Genomic DNA, 17,367 nt, shown 5'->3' on the forward strand with positions numbered 1-17,367 from the left:
AGGGCCCGGTTCAGTCACACAGGTGTACGCACGCATACGCACGTACCTACGTGACCGGACCGAGCCCTCGGAAGGAGTCGACGGACGGTGGCGTCAGCCCTGCTTCTGCTGCTTGCGGGACTTGTCGCCGACCATCACGAGGCCCGCGATCACCAGGAACAGCACGATGGGCGCGGCGACATAGAGGCCGAGCGTGTCGATGACACTCAGGCCCGGACCCGGGTCGTCGCCGTCGTCGCGGGTGAGCGCGAGGGCGGGGGACGACATGAGCAGCATCATCAGCGTCGTGCCGGAGGCCAGGGCGCCGGCGCGCAGAGCGTTCTTCTTGTCCACGGTGCAAACGTAGCGAACTCCTAAACGGGGTGCGCGTCCGGGGGTGCCGTACGGGCCGTGTCGTCCTTGAGCGCGGATTGCCGGAAGACCGCCATGAGCGCGTGCAGGCGCGGGGAGGCGGCGAGGTCCTCCAGGGTGACGGGGCGTCCGGTGGCGTCGGCGACGGGCAGGCGCCAGTTCGGGTACTGGTCCCAGGTGCCTGGCAGGTTCTGCGGGCGGCGGTCGCCGACCGCGTCCGGCAGCCAGATGCCGAGCATGCGGGCGGGCGTGGCGAGCAGGAAGCGGTGCAGGGCGCGGATCTCGTCCTCCTCGCAGCCCATGCCGCCGGGCAGCATGCCGAGCCGCGAGAGCAGGCCGAGCCACTCGCGCACGTCGGCGGCGGCCTCGGACTGCTCCTCGGCCAGGGGGCGGGTCAACAGGCCGAGGTCGTGGCGGAGCTGGACGTGCTCGCCGGTGAGGCGGGCGGCGGTCGAGGGCAGGTCGTGCGTGGTGGCGGTGGCCACGCAGTCCGCGCGCCAGGCCTCGGCGGGCAGCGGGCGGCCGGTGCCCGCCCAGTCCCGCTCGAACCAGAGCACCGAGGTGCCGAGCACGCCGTGCTCGCGCAGCGACTCGCGCACGCCGGGCTCCACGGTGCCGAGGTCCTCGCCGATGACGAGGGCGTCCGCGCGGTCCGCTTCGAGGGCGAGGACGGCGAGCATGGCCTCGGCGTCGTAGTGGACGTACGTCCCGTCGGTGGGGTCGCTGCCCTCCGGGACCCACCAGAGGCGGAACAGCCCCATGACGTGGTCGATGCGCAGGGCGCCCGCGTGCCGGAGCAGGCCGCGGACGAGGGCGCGGTAGGGGGCGTAGCCGGACTCGGCGAGGCGGTCCGGGCGCCAGGGCGGCAGGCCCCAGTCCTGGCCGCGCGCGTTGAACGCGTCCGGCGGGGCGCCGACGGTCATGCGCGGCGCGAAGTGGTCCCGCTGGGCCCATGCGTCGGCGCCGCCGGGGTGCACGCCGACCGCGAGGTCGTGGACCAGGCCGATCTCCATGCCCGCCTCGCGTGCGGTGCGCTGGGCGGTGGCCAGTTGGGTGTCGGTGAGCCAGGCGAGGCGGCAGTGGAAGTCGACGCGGTCCATCAGCTCGCGCCGGGCGCGGGCGGTCGCGGGTGAGGCGGGGTCGCGCAGGGGGGCGGGCCAGGAGTGCCAGTCGGGGCCGTAGGTCTCGGCGAGGGCGTACCAGGTGGCGTGGTCCTCCAGGGCGCGGCCCTGTTCGGCGAGGAAGGCGCTGTAGGCGGCGGTGCGGCCGGGGCCGAGGGGGACCTCGTGGAGCAGTTCGAGGGCCTCGCGCTTCAGGGCCCAGACGGCGTCGCGGTCGATCAACTCGCCCCCGCCGAGCACCCCTTCGCGCAGCCGGTCGGCCTCGCGGCGCAGGGCGTCGACCCGGTCGCGGGCCGCGCCCGTCAGATGGGCGAACTCCGGGACGGCCTCGATGCGCAGATGTACGGGGTCGGGGAAGCGGCGTGAGGAGGGGCGGTACGGGGACGGGTCGCCGCCGGGGCCGTCAGGCGGGCTGGGCACGGCGGCGTGCAAGGGGTTGACCTGGACGAACCCGGCGTCCAGGACGTGCCCGGACCAGGCGGCCAGCTCGGCGAGGTCGCCGAGGTCGCCCATGCCCCAGGAGCGGCGGGAGAGGAGGGAGTAGAGCTGGACCAGGAACCCGTGAGCGCGGCGCGCCGGGGTCTTGATCCGGCGGGGGGCGGCGATGAGGTGGGCCTCTGCGGTTTTGCCCTCGGGGCTGCGGACGAGGACCTTGTGGACGCCGGCGGGGGGCTCCGCCCGGGGTTGCGGCTCGGTCTCCCCTGGCCCTGCGTCCGGCGGCGGGGCCGCTTGCCGCTCGGTCGTTCCGCCGCTCCGCGGCGGGGTCTCCCACCCACCCACCCGTTCACCCCGCGATAGGGGCGGCTCTGTAGGGGGCTGGGGGGTGGCCTGCGACAGGAGCGGCTCGGTAGGGGGTTCTGAGGCGGTCGGCATTTCCTTGCCGGACGAGTGCGTTCTCCACTCGATCAGCCCGCCCCCCTCCAGCTCCACCCGCACCCACGTCCCCCGCGGCAGGCCCGCGAGAGGTGGCGCGGCGGGGAGGGGGGTGTCCGTCCAGGCGACCACGGTCGGGGGGAGCAGACGCTCGGCGAGGTGGGCCTCGCGCGCGGCGAGGGCGGCGCTGATCGCCTCGGGGGTGCTCGCGTCGACGCCCAGCGCGGCGAGGGCCGCGACGACCGCGGTGCCGGAGGCCGGGAGGGTGCGCCCCGGCGACGGGGAGTAAGAGGTGGCGACGCCGTACGAGGCGGCCAGCCGGGAAAGGGCCATCAGACCCCCATGGAGTCCAGGCCCGATGCCATACCGGCGGAGGTGGGCTCGCTGGTGAGCGGGGCGGCGTCGGCGAGGGGCGGCTCGCTGGTGAGCGGCGCGGCGTCGGAGAGCGGGGGCTCGCTGGTCAGGGGCGGCTCCAGGCAGCCGCAGGAGCAGGAGCCGTCGAGGCCGGAATCGGGGCTCGAGACCTGCTCCGAGAGGTATCCGGGGGCGGGGACCCGCGCGGAGAGCACGGGCGCCTCCTCGGCGAGGGCGGGGACCTGTTTGGAGAGGGCGGAGAGCAGAAGGTTCGCGGAAGCGGCCACGTGGGGGCTCCTTTTCAGGGGGCAGGTCACGGCAGCCCTACCCACTGCGCGGGGCCGCAGACCTCCAGGCTGCCCCAAGGTGACCCTGGTCACAATTGTTTCGCCCGGGCCGGAGTTGTTCTCCTGGGTCCCCCACCCGCCCGGAAGATCCGGCTCCGCCCCCCGTCCCGCCGGGAAGATGTCCGCCACCCCGGGCCACCCCAGCGCCCCGAAGGGGCGCGGGGAACTGCGCGAGCAACCACACCCGACCCGCAGCTGAGCGCCCCGCAAGAAGCGCGGGGAACTGCGCGCCCAGCCACGACCGACCCGCAGCCGAGCGGAAACCCCTCACTCCCGTTGACACCCCCGCCACCTCAGTGGTGGGCTCACTGCCATAGGTGACATCAGGGTGACGCCAGGGACCCCGGAGGCCCCGGGACCCCGGAGAACAAGGAGAGGGCGGCGTGCAGTTGCGGCGCAGGAAGGGCGCGGTCGCCATCGCCGTCGCCGTCATCGCGGGCACGCTCGGCGGTGCGCCCGGCGCTCTCGCGGCCCCGGGTGCGCCCGGCAGGCCCGGCGTTCCGGCCACGTCCCCGGATGTGGGCGCGGACGCCGACGGCGACACGGCGCGCAGGACCGGCTCCGCGCTGCCGTCCGTCTGGCCGCGCCCCCAGCTGATGGAGGCCGCCGGGAACCCCGTCACCGTAGGAGACGACGTCGTCCTGGTGACCGCACGTGAAGGCGGCGGCGCGAGCGCCGGGGACGGCGACTTCGATACGTACGCCCTGGACGCCCTCCGCGCCGTGCTGCGTGACGCCGGTGCCCGCCGCGTCATCGAGGTGCGCGACGGCGACCCGCTGCCCGCCGGGCCCACCGGGAGCGCCCTGGTCGTCCGGGCCGGCGGCCCCGGCGCGGACCGGGCCCTGCGCGCGCTCGGCGCCCGCGACCACGGCGACCTCCCCTCGGGCGGCTACCGGCTGGCCGTCGGCCGCGTCGACGGGCGGGACAGCGTCGCCCTCGCGGGAGCCGGGCCGGACGGCCTCTTCCACGGCGTCCAGACCCTGCGGCAGCTCACTCGGACGGGTGAGGCAGGCGGGACGAGCGGCGCCCGGGAGACAGGCGAGGCCCGTGCGCCGGGCCACACAAAAGCGCCCCGCACCCTCCCCGGCGTACTCGTCCGCGACTGGCCCGGCACCGCCGTCCGCGGCCTGACCGAGGGCTTCTACGGCACCCCCTGGACCCGCGAACAGCGCCTGGCGCAGCTGGACTTCATGGGCCGCACCAAGCAGAACCGGTACCTCTACGCCCCCGGCGACGACCTCTACCGCCAGGCCCGCTGGCGCGAGCCCTACCCGGCGGACCAGCGCGCCGACTTCCGCGCCCTGGCCGCCCGCGCGAAGGCCAACCACATCACGCTCGCCTGGGCCGTCTCCCCCGGTCAGGCCATGTGCATGTCCTCCGACAAGGACATCAGGGACCTCAACCGCAAGATCGACGCGATGTGGGCGCTGGGCGTGCGCGCCTTCCAGTTGCAGTTCCAGGACGTCAGTTACAGCGAGTGGCACTGCGAGCGGGACGCCGAGGCGTTCGGCAGGGGCCCGAAGGCCGCCGCGAAGGCGCAGGCCAAGGTGGCGAACGCCGTGGCCGCGCACCTCGCCGCGCGCCACCGGGACGCGAAGCCGCTCTCGCTGATGCCGACCGAGTACTTCCAGGACGGCACGACCGCGTACCGCGCGGCCCTCTCCGCCGACCTGGACCCCCGCATCGAGGTGGCCTGGACGGGCGTGGGCGTGGTCCCCAAGACCATCACCGGGCGCGAACTGGCGGGCGTCCGCGAGGCGTTCGGTCCGCACCCGCTGGTCACGATGGACAACTACCCCGTCAACGACTTCGCGCAGGACCGCATCTTCCTCGGCCCCTACACCGGCCGCCAGCCCGCCGTCGCCACCGGCTCCGCCGCCCTCCTCGGCAACGCCATGGAGCAGCCCGCCGCCTCCCGCATCCCGCTCTTCACGGCCGCGGACTACGCCTGGAACCCCCGCGCCTACCGCCCCCACGAGTCCTGGCTCGCCGCGATCGACGATCTCGCGGGCGGCGACACGCAGGCGCGGGGCGCGCTGCGGGCGCTGGCGGGCAACGACGCGTCGTCCGTGCTCGGGGCCGAGGAGTCGGCGTATCTGCGGCCTCGGATGCGCGACTTCTGGCGGGCGCGCACGACGACGGACCGGGCGCGGATCGACGGCGCGGCGGAGCGGCTGCGCGCGGCCTTCGGCGTGATGCGCGAGGCGCCGCGGCGGCTCTCCGGCAGCGCGCTCGACGGCGAGGTGCGGCCCTGGATCGAGAAGCTGGCGCTGTACGGCGAGGCCGGGGAGACGGCCGTCGACATGCTGCGCGCCCAGTCGCTGGGTGACGGTGCCGCCGCCTGGCGGGCCTCGCGCGCGCTGACGAGGCTCCGCGAGGAGCTGAGGGCGAGCGCCGTCACCGTCGGCGAAGGCGTCCTCGACCCGTTCCTCACCCGGGCGCAGAAGGCGTACGCGACCTGGGCGGGGACCGACACCGAGCGGGCGTCGGACCGCACGACGGCCCGCTTCGGCCGCGACCGCACGCTGAGCGCGGTGACGGCGCTGACCGACCCCGGCGGCAAGGGCAGCGTCGAGGTGCGTGTGCCGGGCAAGGGCTGGCAGCGCGTCGGCGCGCTCTCGGAGAGCGGCTTCACGGAGATCGACCTGACGAAGGCCGACCTCACGGACACGGAGCGCGAGGGCACCGGCAAGGGCAGCGGCACCGGCAAAGGCAGCGGCACCGCCAAGGGCATCCGCGCCGACGCCGTCCGCGTCGCCCTCACCGGCGGCACGCTCCGCCACCTCGTGCCCTGGTACGCCGACTCCCCCGCCGCCCGCCTCTCGCTGGCCCGCACCGAGACCGACGCGGAGATCGGCGGCGGCCCCCGGCGGGTCACGGCGAAGCTGCGCTCCCTGCGCCCGGGCAGTGTCCGCGGCAGCCTTGAGGCCAAGGCTCCCGAGGGCATCGAGGTGCGGGTGCCCGATGCGAGCACGCTGCCGCGCGGCACGGAGGTCGAGGTGCCGGTCGACATCACCGTTCCGGCGGGCACCCGGTCGGGAACGTACGAGATCCCGGTCACCTTCGGCGGCGAGACCCGCACGGTGTCGGTCCGCGCCTTCCCGCGCACGGCGGGCCCGGATCTGGCGCGCGGCGCGAAGGCCTCGTCGTCGGGCGACGAGACCAAGGACTTCCCGGCGTCGGCCGCCATCGACGGCGATCCGTCGACCCGCTGGTCCTCGCCCGCGGAGGACGGCGCGTGGTGGCAGGTGGAGCTGGCCGAGCCGGTCAGGCTGGGTCAGGTCGTGCTGCGCTGGCAGGACGCGTACGCCGCCGGGTACCGCGTGCAGACGTCCGCCGACGGCAGGACCTGGCGCACGGCGGCGACCGTCAAGGACGGCAGGGGCGGCCGCGAGGCCATCCGGATGGACGCGCGTGGGACGCGTTACCTCCGCGTCCAGGGCGACGAGCGGGCGACGCGGTTCGGCTACTCGCTCTGGTCGGTCCAGGCCTACGCGGTCGCCGAGGAGTAGCGGCGACCGCGTACGACCGCGCGTACGAGACGTTCGTACGCACGTACACCCACGTACAACAGAGGCCCGGATCGATTGCTAGGCGGAAATGCCATCGATCCGGGCCATCGCGTCGTCCGCGCCGAACGGCTGCAGGTAGGGCAGCCAGCGCGGATCCCTATGTCCGGTCCCGATGATGCGCCACGCGAGGCCGGAGGGCGGCGCGGGCTTGTGCCGCAGCCTCCAGCCCAGCTCCATGAGGTGCCGGTCGGCCTTGACGTGGTTGCAGCGGCGGCAGGACGCCACCACGTTGTCCCAGGCGTGCCGGCCGCCCCGGCTCTTGGGAATGACGTGGTCGACGCTGGTTGCGACGCCACCGCAGTACATGCACCGGCCGCCGTCACGGGCGAACAGCGCCCGTCTGGTGAGCGGAACGGGCCCCCGGTAAGGGACCCGGACGAACCGCTTCAGGCGGACCACGCTGGGTGCGGGGACGGTGCGCTTCTCGCTGTGCATGAAGGCGCCGGATTCCTCGAGGCAGAGAGCCTTGTTCTCCAGTACGAGGACGAGCGCGCGTCGGAGCGGTACGACGCCGAGCGGCTCGTACGACGCGTTGAGGACCAGGACATGCGGCACGGATGCCTCCTTGTACGCCGGCGGCGCGTGGCTCGCGCCGGGACGATCTGGCTGTCAGTCTCCCCTCATGCCTGGTCGTAGCGCCACCATGTGCCGGTAACGGGCTCGAAGTGTTTTCGACCACAGCGGCGACGCACCGGCACGTCATTTCCTTCTTGCCCAGGTGAGCACCGTCTCTCCCTCGAACATGACAACGATCCACACACAATGCCCCGTTAGTGTGGTGTGTCTGCCCGGCCCCCCGTACCCCCGTCGATGACCTCTCACGACATCTCGTCCGCCGGGCGGGCCGCGATACCTGGAGGTACCTGCCGTGCTCTTGTCCGTCCTGTCGGAAGCCGGAACGGACCCGGACCCCACGCCGACGCCGACGCCGAAGCCGCCCACGTTCGAGGACGCCCAGGAGAGCGCCACGAACGCGGCGAGCTGGGTCGAGCAGAACTGGTCCACGTGGCTCGGCATCGGTCTGCGCATCGTGCTGATCGTCGCGATCGCGATCGTGCTGCGCATCCTGGTCCGGCGTGCCATCACCAAGCTCATAGACCGCATGAACCGCACGGCGAACGCCGTGGACGGCACGGCGCTCGGCGGGCTCCTGGTGAACGTGGAGCGCCGCCGCCAGCGCTCGCAGGCGATAGGTTCCGTGCTCCGCTCGGTGGCGTCCTTCCTGATCCTGGGCACCGCGGCCCTGATGATCCTCGGTGCCTTCGAGATCAACCTGGCCCCGCTGCTGGCCTCGGCCGGTGTGGCGGGCGTGGCGATCGGTTTCGGCGCCCGCAACCTCGTCACGGACTTCCTCTCCGGCGTCTTCATGATCCTGGAGGACCAGTACGGCGTGGGGGACACGATCGACGCGGGGGTCGCGTCCGGCGAGGTGATCGAGGTCGGCCTGCGCGTCACCAAGCTGCGCGGGGAGAACGGCGAGATCTGGTACGTCCGCAACGGCGAGGTCAAGCGGATCGGCAACCTCTCGCAGGGCTGGTCCACGGCGGGCGTCGACGTGACGGTCCGCCCGGACGAGGACCTGGAGAAGGTCAGGGCGACGCTGGCGGAGGTCGGCGAGGCCATGGCCAAGGACGAGCCGTGGAACGAGCGGCTGTGGGGCCCGGTGGAGATCCTGGGCCTGGACAGCGTGCTGCTCGACTCCATGGTGGTCCGCGTCTCGGCGAAGACGATGCCGGGCAAGTCGCTGGGCGTCGAGCGGGAGCTGCGGTGGCGCATCAAGCGGGCGTTCGACGAGGCGGGCATCCGCATCGTGGGCGGCCTGGCGCCGCAGCCCGCGGAGGACGCGTCGGCCGACCCCGCGGCGGGCGTCGCGGCCCCTTCCGCCTACGCCTCGACGACGTCCCCCCAGTCCCTGGCGACGGCCCCGATCACACCGCCCGCGCAGCCGCCGCACCTCTCGAAGTAGTCAGAAGTAGTCCCCCCCCCGCGAAAGTAGTCCCCCCGCGAAATGTGTGCCCCGGAAACTCACTGAAAGGGAAATTGACAGAGGGGTAAATCCATGCCCCGGGCCCCTTGCGAAAGGGGCCTTTTTCTGTCCTCCCAAGGGGAATTGACAGGGGTTTGATAAATGCTTACGGTCCCGTCGCGTCAGGTTTTCGCCGAGCGATTCCGAGGGCATTCATGGCCGCTTCCCCCGACCCCACTGCGCCGAAGTTCAGGCAGCAGTTGATTCTCACCGTTCTCATGATCTGCTCGCTGCTGATCTGGCTGGACAACACCGTCCTGAGCACGACCCTGGAGACCCTCGCCGATCCGGTCCGCGGGCTGAACGCCGGCCCGGCCGAGCTGCAATGGGCCACCGGCTCCTACACCCTGGCCTTCGCCACCCTGATGTTCACCGCGGGCGCGCTCGGTGACCGCTTCGGGCACCGGACCGTGCTCGTCACGGGTCTTGTCGTCTTCGGCGCGTCCTCGATGTGGGCCGCCTACGCGGGCGACGCGGGCCAGCTCGTCGCCGCCCGGGCCGCGATGGGCGTCGGCAGCGCACTGATCATGCCCGCCAATCTCGCCATTCTCATGTGGACCTTCAGCGGGCCCGCGCGGACCACCGCGATCGCCATTTCCTCGACATCCGCCGGTGTCGGAATGGCCGCGGGCCCCGTACTCGCGGGGCTGCTTCTCGACCATTTCTGGTGGGGCTCGGTCTTTCTGATCAATGTCCCCGTCGTGGTGCTGGCACTGGCCGGCATCGCGCTGCTCGTCCCGAATTTCCGCAGCCCCACCCGGCGCCCGCTCGACCCGGCCGGAATGCTGCTGTCGATCAGCGGGCTCGCCGCACTGGCCTACGGCCTCATCCGGGCGGGCCAGGTCGCCGCCTGGGGGCGCACGGACGTCTGGGCGCCGATCGCCCTCGGCGTGGTCCTGCTGACCGCCTTCGTCCTCGTCGAACTGCGCGTCAAGGCCCCCAGCTTCGACCCCCGGCTGCTCGCGCAGCGCGCCTTCGGCGGCGGCAACGCGGCGCTCGGCCTGCTCCTCTTCGCCATGACCGCCGTCACCTTCTACCACGCCTTCTACATGCAGGGCGCGCGCGGCTACTCGCCGATGGAGGCGGGCCTTGCCAGTATCCCGACCGCGGTCGGCGCCACCCTGGGAGCGACCGTCGGCGCGCGGCTCGTACGGCGCTGGTCCCTGCTCCTCGTCACCGCGCCCGCGCTCACCGTCGCGGCGCTGACCATGGGCGCGTACGGCCTCCTCGGCCCGCACACCCCGCTGACCTGGATCGAGATCCTGGTGTTCGTCCAGGGCCTCGCCATCGGCATGGTGATCGGCCCGGTGAGCGCGGCGCTGATCAGCTCCCTGCCGCTGGACCGGGCCGGTGCCGGGTCGGCCGTCACCAACACCGTGCGGCAGACCGGCAGCGTGATCGGCATCGCGGTCGGCGGCACGATCATGTCGATCGTCTACCAGCGCGCGATCGAGCCCTCGCTGAGCGGCGCGCCGGGACCCGTACGGGAGCAGGCGCGGGTCTCCGCCGAACAGGCCCGGCACGTCGCCGCCGCGACCCACCGGCCCGCCCTCGCGCACGCGGCCGACGACTCCTTCCTCCACGCCATGCACGTCGGCGCGGTCTGGATGATGTGCGTCGCACTCCTCGGAGCGGCCGTGCTGGTGTTCGCCCTGCGTTCGACCGGGAGGCCCGCCGGGCGGCCGGGTGAGCCGCCGGTGCGGGAGCAGGCCCCGGCCGAGGGGGCAGCCGCCTCCTGACCCGGGCGCCTCCTGACCCGGCCGTCCCCCGACCCGGCCGTCCCCCGACCCGAGGCGCCCCGGGACGCACCCCGCGCAACGCACCGCCCCCGCAGGTAACGACTTGGTTGCCGCGGGGGCGTCCGCTATTGACGGCCCATTCACGCCAGCCTTACGGTCCTCACGAATTGGAAAGTTTCCTAACAGTTACGCGCCGCAGGCAGTCGGCGGCCGCTGAAGGGCAGGTGCCGGCATGGCAGCAGCAGGGAGCACCCCCGGGACCCCGGGTACGCCACGCGTCCTGCGGGCCATGAACGACCGCGCCGTGCTTGACCTCCTGGTCGTCCACGGGCCGCTGACCCGTACCCGGATCGGCGAGCTGACCGGCCTGTCCAAGCCCACCACCTCCCAGCTCCTCGGGCGTCTCGAAGCCGCCGGGCTCGTCCACACCACCGGCAGCCTCAGCGGGCGGCCGGGACCGAACGCCCTGCTGTACGAGATCGACCCGGGCGCCGGACACGTCGCCGCGCTCTCCGCCGACCCCACCGGCATCACCGCGCTCGTCGCCGACATCACCGGCACCGTCCTCGGCAGACAGCGCGTGGAGGCCGAAGCCGTCGCCGAGGACGTCCGCCACCGCACCGCCCAGCTGGTCGCGGAGGCCGTCGACGGGGCCCTGCGCCAGGCGGGCCTCGGCCACGACGACCTGCGGGCCGCGGTGATCGGCACCCCCGGCGCCATCGACCCGCAGACCGGCCAGCTGCGGTACGCCCCGCACCTGCCGGGCTGGCACTCCCGCACCCTGCGCGACGACCTCGCGGCGGTGCTCGGCACACCGGTCGCCATCGAGAACGACGTCAATCTGGCCGCCGTCGCCGAGCAGTACGAAGGCGCCGCCCAGGACCACGACAACTACGTCCTGACCTGGCTCGACGAGGGAGTGGGCGCCGCCATCGTGCTCGGCGGCACGCTGCTGCGCGGCGCCACGGGAGGCGCGGGCGAGATCGGCTACATGCCGCTGCCGGGCGCCCCGCTGGCCAGGAGCGGGGCGGCGGACCCGCACGGGGCCGAGGGCGACGGCGGGTTCGAGAGCCTGGTCGCCGCCGCGGTCGTCCGCGGCCTCGCGGGCCCCGGCGCGACACTGGCCGACGCCCTCGCCGACGACGCCGTCCTCGAAGAGGTCGCCCGCCGCATCGCCACCGGCATCGCCGCGGTCGTCGCCGTGGTGGACCCCGAACTCGTGGTGCTCTCCGGCGCGGTGGCCCAGGCGGGCGGCGACAAGCTGCGCGTCCACGTCGAGGAGGAGCTGACCGGGCTCGCGCTGCCCCGCCCCCAGATCCGCATCAGCGAACTCGACGGCGACCCGATCCTCACCGGCGCCCTCCGCTCGGCCCTCACCCAGGCCCGCGACCAGGTCTTCGACACGGCCTGAGCCCGGCGCCCCCCGCCCGCAGCCACCCCAACTCCCCTCCCCGTAAAGGAAGTCCGCCATGCCGCGATGGCGCATGCCCACCTGCGCGTCCGCGGCGCTCGCCGCAGCCGGTCTGTTGCTCTCCGGCTGCGCCAACCCGAGCGTCGGCAGCGCGAACGACGACCCGACCGAGCCGGTCACGCTGAAGTTCTGGCACGGCTGGGCGGCGCCCGGCGAGGTCGCGGCCGTCAACGCCAGCATCGAGCGCTTCGAGGAACTCCACCCGAACATCGAGGTGGAGTCGACCGGGAACGTCACGGACGCCACCATCAACCAGGCCCTGCGCGCGGGCGGCGACAAGGCCCCGGACGTGGTGTCGTCCTTCACCACCAACAACGTGGGGCAGTACTGCGACTCGGGGATGTGGGTGGACCTCGACCCGTTCATGAAGAAGACGGGCGTGGACAAGAAGAAGGTCTTCCCGAAGACCCTCCTGGACTACACCAGCTACAAGGGCAACCAGTGCGCCCTCCCCCTCCTCGCCGACGCCTTCGGCATGTACTACAACAAGGACGCCTTCAAGGAAGCGGGCATCAAGCGCCCGCCGCGCACGATGTCCGAGTTCAAGCGGGCGGCCCAGAAGCTGACCGTGCGCAGCGGCAAGGACTCGTACGAGCGGGTCGGCTACATGCCCAACTTCCGCCTCTACCAGGGAAGTCCGGACCGGCTCTTCGCGCAGTGGGGTCCCCGGTACTTCAGCGCCGACGGCACGTCGCGGCTCGCCGAGGAGCCGGCGACGTATGACTTCCTGAAGACCTCACGCCAACTCGCCGACGTCCAGGGCGGTTTCGACGACCTGGAGCGGTTCCGGCTCACCTTCGGTGACGAGATGTCCAACCAGAACGCCTTCCTCACGGGCAAGCTCGCCATGCACCTGGACGGCGAGTGGCGCGGGCTCATGCTCAAGGACGCCAAGGTCAAGTTCGACTGGGGGGTCGCGCCGCTGCCCGTCCCCGACGACCAGGCGGACACCTACGGACGCGGCTTCATCACCGGCACGGTCGCCGGGATCGCGCACAGCAGCAGGCACCAGAACGCCGCCTGGGAGCTGGTGAAGTTCCTGACCACCCACACCAACCAGGTCGTGGACTTCGCCAACGACATCCACAACGTGCCCTCCACCTACGCGGCCCTCGACTCCCCGCGCCTGGACGCCGATCCGAGGTTCCGCACCTTCTTCAAGATCCTGGAGAGCAAGCACAGCAAGGCCCTGCCGCCCTCCACGAACGGCGGCGCCTACGTCGTCTCGCTGGCCGACTTCGCGTACTCCGTCGAGGCCGGGCGCGTCCGCGATCTGCGCGAGGGCCTGAAGAGGCTCGACGAGCAGATCGACTCCGACACCCTCCAGTCGAAGAGCTGAGGACCCGAGCCATGGCACTCTCCCTCTCCAGTCCCGCGCGCCGCAGGCTCCGCACGCTCGGATTCCTCTCCCCCTGGCTCGTCGGCTTCAGCGTCTTCTTCGCGTACCCGCTGATAGCGACCGTCTACTTCTCGTTCATGCACTACAACCAGATCAAGGCGCCCACGTTCGTGGGGCTCAGGAACTGGACGTACGTGTTCGACCAGATGCCGCTCTTCGGGCCCGCCCTGTGGAACACCCTGTGGCTGGTCGTGATCATGGTGGCGGTGCGGGTGGTCTTCGGGCTCTCGCTCGGGCTGCTCATCACGAAGATCAAGACGGGCGCCGGGTTCTTCCGCACCGCCTTCTACCTGCCCTACCTCGCCCCGCCGGTCGCCGCCACCGTCGCCTTCGTCTTCCTGCTCAACCCGGGCACGGGCCCGGTCAACGAACTCCTCGGCGCGATCGGGATCTCCGGGCCCAACTGGTTCAACGACCCGGACACCGCCAAGCCCTCGCTGGTGCTGCTCTCCGTGTGGGGCATCGGCGACCTGATGGTGATCTTCATGGCCGCGCTGCTCGACGTGCCGAAGGAGCAGTACGAGGCCGCGGAGCTGGACGGCGCCGGGGCGTGGGCCAAGTTCCGCTACGTCACCTGGCCCTCGATCACGCCGATCGTGATGTTCGCGGTGGTCACGGGCGTCGTACAGACCATGCAGTACTACACGCAGGCCCTGGTCGCGGGGAAGGTCGCCTCCGGGGTCAGCATCGGCCCGGGTTCGGTGATTCAGCCCGGCTATCCGGAGCACTCGACCCTCACGGTCCCCCAGCTCGTCTACTCGATGGGCTTCCAGAACTTCAACACCGGCGCCGCGTGCGTGCTCTCGCTCGTGCTCTTCGCCATCGCCATGGCCGTGACGACGCTCCTGATGCGCAAGCGCTCCGGGCTGCTCTCGGCGGAGGACTGAGGACTCATGACGACCACGACTCTCGGCGTGCCGACGGCACCCGAACGCACCGCCCCGCTCCGGGGCCCCGCCGCCGCCCGCGCCCGCCGCAAGCGGATCCTGCACTGGATCGCCGTACACAGCGTGGCTCTCGCGATCGCACTCCTGTTCATCCTGCCGTTCGTCTTCGTCTTCCTGACGTCGGTGATGAGCGACGAGCAGGCGATGAGCGGCGAGCTGTGGCCCGACTCCTGGAACTGGTCGAACTACAAGACGGTGTTCGACACGCCGGGCTTCCTGGAGTGGTGGCGCAACTCCCTGCTCTACGCCGGCCTCGGCACGCTCCTCACGGTCTGCTCGGCGGTCCCTGTGGCGTACGCGCTCGCCAAGTTCCGCTTCCGCGGGCGGCGCACCGCGATGCTCCTCGTCATCTCGACGATGATGCTGCCGCCGCAGGTCATCGTGGTCCCGATGTACCTGGTCTGGGCCCAGCAGCTGCATCTTTCGGGCACACTGTGGCCGCTGATCATCCCGATGGCGTTCGGCGACGCGTACTCGATCTTCCTCCTGCGGCAGTTCCTGCTGACCATCCCGAAGGAGTACATCGAGTCGGCGAAGGTCGACGGCTGCGGCGAGTTCCGTACGCTCGTCAAGATCGTCGTGCCGATGGCGAAGCCGGGCATCGCCGCCATCGCGCTCTTCCAGTTCTTCTACTGCTGGAACGACTACTTCGGGCCGCAGATCTACGCCGCCCAGAACCCCGGAGCCTGGACACTGAGCTATGGGCTCGAATCGTTCAAGAGCGCCCACAGCGTCAACTGGAACCTGACGATGGCCGCGACGCTGCTCGTGATGGCGCCGGTCATCCTCGTCTTCTTCTTCGCACAGAAGGCCTTCGTCGAAGGCGTCACCCTCACCGGAGTAAAGGGCTGAGACACGCAATGAAGCTCGCAGTGGTCGGCGGAGGGTCGACCTACACACCCGAACTCATCGACGGGTTCGCCCGGTTGAGGGACGCCCTGCCGATCGAGGAGCTGGTCCTCGTCGACCCGGCCGCCGACCGCCTGGAGCTGGTGGGCGGCCTCGCGCGGCGCATCTTCGCCAAGCAGGGCCACCCGGGCCGCGTCGTCACCACCTCCGACGTGGACGCGGGCGTCGCGGACGCCGACGCGGTCCTGCTGCAACTGCGCGTCGGCGGGCAGGCGGCCCGGCAGCAGGACGAGACATGGCCGCTGGAGTGCGGTTGCGTCGGCCAGGAGACGACCGGCGCGGGCGGCCTCGCGAAGGCGCTGCGCACGGTCCCGGTCGTCCTGGACATCGCCGAGCGCGTACGGCGCACCAACCCGGACGCCTGGATCATCGACTTCACCAACCCGGTCGGCATCGTCACGCGGGCGCTGCTCCAGGCCGGGCACAAGGCCGTCGGGCTGTGCAACGTGGCGATCGGCTTCCAGCGCAAGTTCGCGAAGCTGCTCGACGTCGCGCCCGGCGAGGTGCACCTCGACCACGTGGGGCTCAACCACCTGACGTGGGAGACGGGCGTACGCCTCGGGGGCCCGGGCGGCGCCGACGTGCTGCCCCGGCTTCTGGAGCGGCACGGGGACGCCGTCGCCGAGGACCTGCACATGCCCCGCGAGATCGTCGACCGGCTCGGCGTCGTCCCCTCGTACTACCTGCGCTACTACTACCAGCACGACGCGGTCGTCGACGAGCTGCGGACCAAGCCCTCACGCGCCGCCGAAGTGGCCGCGATGGAGCGGGAGTTGCTGGAGATGTACGGCGACCCGGCGCTCGACGAGAAGCCGGAGCTGCTCGCCAGGCGCGGCGGCGCCTTCTACTCGGAGGCGGCCGTGGACCTGGCCGCCTCCCTGCTCGGCAACGGCGGGAGCCCCTACCAGGTGGTCAACACCGTCAACAACGGCACGCTGCCGTTCCTCCCCGACGACGCGGTCATCGAGGTGCAGGCCACCGTGGACGGCTCGGGCGCCAAGCCGCTGTCCGTGCCCGCCCTCGACCCGCTGTTCTCCGGGCTGATCGCGCACGTCACCGCCTACGAGGACCTGGCGCTGGAGGCGGCCCTGCACGGCGGCCGCGACCGCGTCTTCAAGGCGCTGCTCGCCCACCCCCTGGTCGGCCAGTACGCGCACGCCGAAGCGCTCACCGAGCGCCTCATCGCGCACAACCGGGAGCACCTGGCGTGGGCGTAGGCACGAGCGTGCTCGCGATCGACGCGGGCAACAGCAAGACCGACGTCGCGGTGGTCGCCGACGGCGGGCGGATCGTCGGCGCGGCCCGCGGCGGCGGATTCCAGCCGCCCAGGGTCGGCGTCGAACCGGCGGTGGACGTGCTCGCGGACGCGGTGACGCGGGCGCTCGCCGAGGCGGGCGCCGACTCCGTGGGCCATGTGTCGGCGTGCCTGGCCAACGCCGATCTGCCGGTGGAGGAACGGCAGTTGGCGCAAGCGCTGCGGCGGCGCGGCTGGGGCGCTTCCGTCGAGGTGCGCAACGACACCTTCGCCGTGCTGCGCGCCGGGCTCCTGGAGGACGCGGAGCCGCGGGGCGTGGCCGTGGTGTGCGGGGCGGGCATCAACTGCGTGGGCATGGTGCCGGACGGCCGTACCGCCCGCTTCCCGGCGATCGGCCGGATCTCCGGCGACTGGGGCGGGGGCGGCGGCCTCGCCGAGGAGGCGCTGTGGCACGCGGCGCGGGCCGAGGACGGCCGGGGCGAGCCGACCGCGCTGCGCGAGACGCTTCCGGCGCACTTCGGCCTGGCGTCCATGTACGCGCTGATCGAGGCCCTGCACCTGGGGCGCGTCACCCTGGCCCGGCGGCACGAGTTGACGCCGGTGCTCTTCGCCACCGCCGCCGCGGGGGACGCGGTGGCGCGCGCCCTGGTGGACCGGATGGCGGACGAGGTCGTCGCCATGTCGACCGTGGCCCTGGACCGTCTCGGCCTGCTCGGCGAGGAGGTCCCGGTCGTGCTCGGCGGCAGCGTCCTCGCCGCCCGGCACCCCCAACTGGACGACCGTATCCGCCTGTTGCTCGCCGAGCGGGCCCCCAAGGCGGAACCCCTGGTGGTCACCGCCCGCCCCGTCCTCGGCGCGGCACTGCTCGGCCTCGACCAGGTGGGCGCCCCCGCCGCGGTGCACGCGCGCGTGCGGGCGCATTACGAGGGCGGCGCGCACCCGCGCTGACGCGCCCCCGCTCGTGCGGCCCCCGCCGGTGTCGCCCCGCCCGTGCCGCGCACGC

Annotated in this window: 13 protein-coding genes; 9 read left to right on the top strand and 4 right to left on the bottom strand. The window is 72.6% G+C overall.

Annotated elements, in window-relative coordinates; all coding sequences use genetic code 11:
• Positions 1 to 93 precede the first annotated feature (93 nt).
• From DMA15_RS12295 to DMA15_RS12305, 3 genes are read right to left on the bottom strand one after another with little or no spacing between them, the layout of a single operon-like run.
• Positions 94 to 333: a hypothetical protein gene (locus tag DMA15_RS12295; protein ID WP_030791007.1), complete on the bottom strand. Its 240-nt coding sequence runs from the start codon at positions 331 to 333 to the stop codon at positions 94 to 96.
• A 20-nt stretch (positions 334 to 353) separates the two neighbouring features.
• A complete protein-coding gene (gene malQ, locus DMA15_RS12300) occupies positions 354 to 2,678 on the bottom strand; it encodes a 4-alpha-glucanotransferase (RefSeq protein WP_125512808.1) in 2,325 nt (774 codons plus the stop codon).
• Positions 2,678 to 2,986, bottom strand: a complete 309-nt coding sequence (locus tag DMA15_RS12305) for a hypothetical protein (RefSeq protein ID WP_125512809.1) — start codon at positions 2,984 to 2,986, stop codon at positions 2,678 to 2,680. The genes malQ and DMA15_RS12305 overlap by 1 nt, the downstream gene beginning before the upstream one ends.
• A gap of 443 nt (positions 2,987 to 3,429) precedes the next feature.
• Between DMA15_RS12305 and DMA15_RS12310 the strand changes: the two genes are divergently transcribed.
• Positions 3,430 to 6,558, top strand: a complete 3,129-nt coding sequence (locus DMA15_RS12310) for a beta-N-acetylglucosaminidase domain-containing protein (protein WP_125512810.1) — start codon at positions 3,430 to 3,432, stop codon at positions 6,556 to 6,558.
• 78 nt (positions 6,559 to 6,636) lie between these two features.
• Here DMA15_RS12310 and DMA15_RS12315 read toward each other — a convergent pair whose 3' ends face one another.
• A complete protein-coding gene (locus tag DMA15_RS12315; RefSeq protein ID WP_125512811.1) occupies positions 6,637 to 7,173 on the bottom strand; it encodes an HNH endonuclease in 537 nt (178 codons plus the stop codon).
• A gap of 313 nt (positions 7,174 to 7,486) precedes the next feature.
• Between DMA15_RS12315 and DMA15_RS12320 the strand changes: the two genes are divergently transcribed.
• The 8 genes from DMA15_RS12320 (at position 7,487) to DMA15_RS12355 (ending at position 17,312) form a co-directional block, all read left to right on the top strand.
• Entirely contained in the window at positions 7,487 to 8,584 is a 1,098-nt protein-coding gene (locus tag DMA15_RS12320; RefSeq protein WP_240659764.1) for a mechanosensitive ion channel family protein, read from the top strand.
• A 215-nt stretch (positions 8,585 to 8,799) separates the two neighbouring features.
• Positions 8,800 to 10,383, top strand: coding sequence for an MFS transporter (locus DMA15_RS12325; RefSeq protein WP_125512813.1), 1,584 nt, complete (start codon positions 8,800 to 8,802; stop codon positions 10,381 to 10,383).
• 232 nt (positions 10,384 to 10,615) lie between these two features.
• On the top strand, positions 10,616 to 11,794 hold the full coding sequence (locus DMA15_RS12330) for an ROK family transcriptional regulator (protein ID WP_125512814.1): 1,179 nt from the start codon (positions 10,616 to 10,618) through the stop codon (positions 11,792 to 11,794).
• Positions 11,795 to 11,852: 58 nt separating this feature from the next.
• The gene (locus DMA15_RS12335) at positions 11,853 to 13,193 is read left to right on the top strand and encodes an ABC transporter substrate-binding protein (protein WP_125512815.1); all 1,341 of its coding nucleotides are present in this window, start codon (positions 11,853 to 11,855) and stop codon (positions 13,191 to 13,193) included.
• Positions 13,194 to 13,204: 11 nt separating this feature from the next.
• The gene (locus DMA15_RS12340) at positions 13,205 to 14,140 is read left to right on the top strand and encodes a sugar ABC transporter permease (RefSeq protein ID WP_125512816.1); all 936 of its coding nucleotides are present in this window, start codon (positions 13,205 to 13,207) and stop codon (positions 14,138 to 14,140) included.
• A 6-nt stretch (positions 14,141 to 14,146) separates the two neighbouring features.
• Complete coding sequence (locus DMA15_RS12345; RefSeq protein WP_125512817.1) at positions 14,147 to 15,052, top strand: carbohydrate ABC transporter permease; 906 nt, start codon at positions 14,147 to 14,149, stop codon at positions 15,050 to 15,052.
• Between the two features lie 8 nt (positions 15,053 to 15,060).
• Positions 15,061 to 16,326 carry a 6-phospho-beta-glucosidase gene (locus tag DMA15_RS12350; RefSeq protein WP_125512818.1) on the top strand — a complete coding sequence of 422 codons (1,266 nt, stop codon included), beginning with the start codon at positions 15,061 to 15,063 and terminating at the stop codon, positions 16,324 to 16,326.
• On the top strand, positions 16,317 to 17,312 hold the full coding sequence (locus DMA15_RS12355; RefSeq protein ID WP_125512819.1) for a BadF/BadG/BcrA/BcrD ATPase family protein: 996 nt from the start codon (positions 16,317 to 16,319) through the stop codon (positions 17,310 to 17,312). The genes DMA15_RS12350 and DMA15_RS12355 overlap by 10 nt, the downstream gene beginning before the upstream one ends.
• The last annotated feature ends 55 nt before the right edge of the window (positions 17,313 to 17,367 follow it).

Source organism: Streptomyces sp. WAC 01529, assembly GCF_003945545.1.
In the GTDB taxonomy this organism is placed as follows: domain Bacteria; phylum Actinomycetota; class Actinomycetes; order Streptomycetales; family Streptomycetaceae; genus Streptomyces; species Streptomyces anatolicus.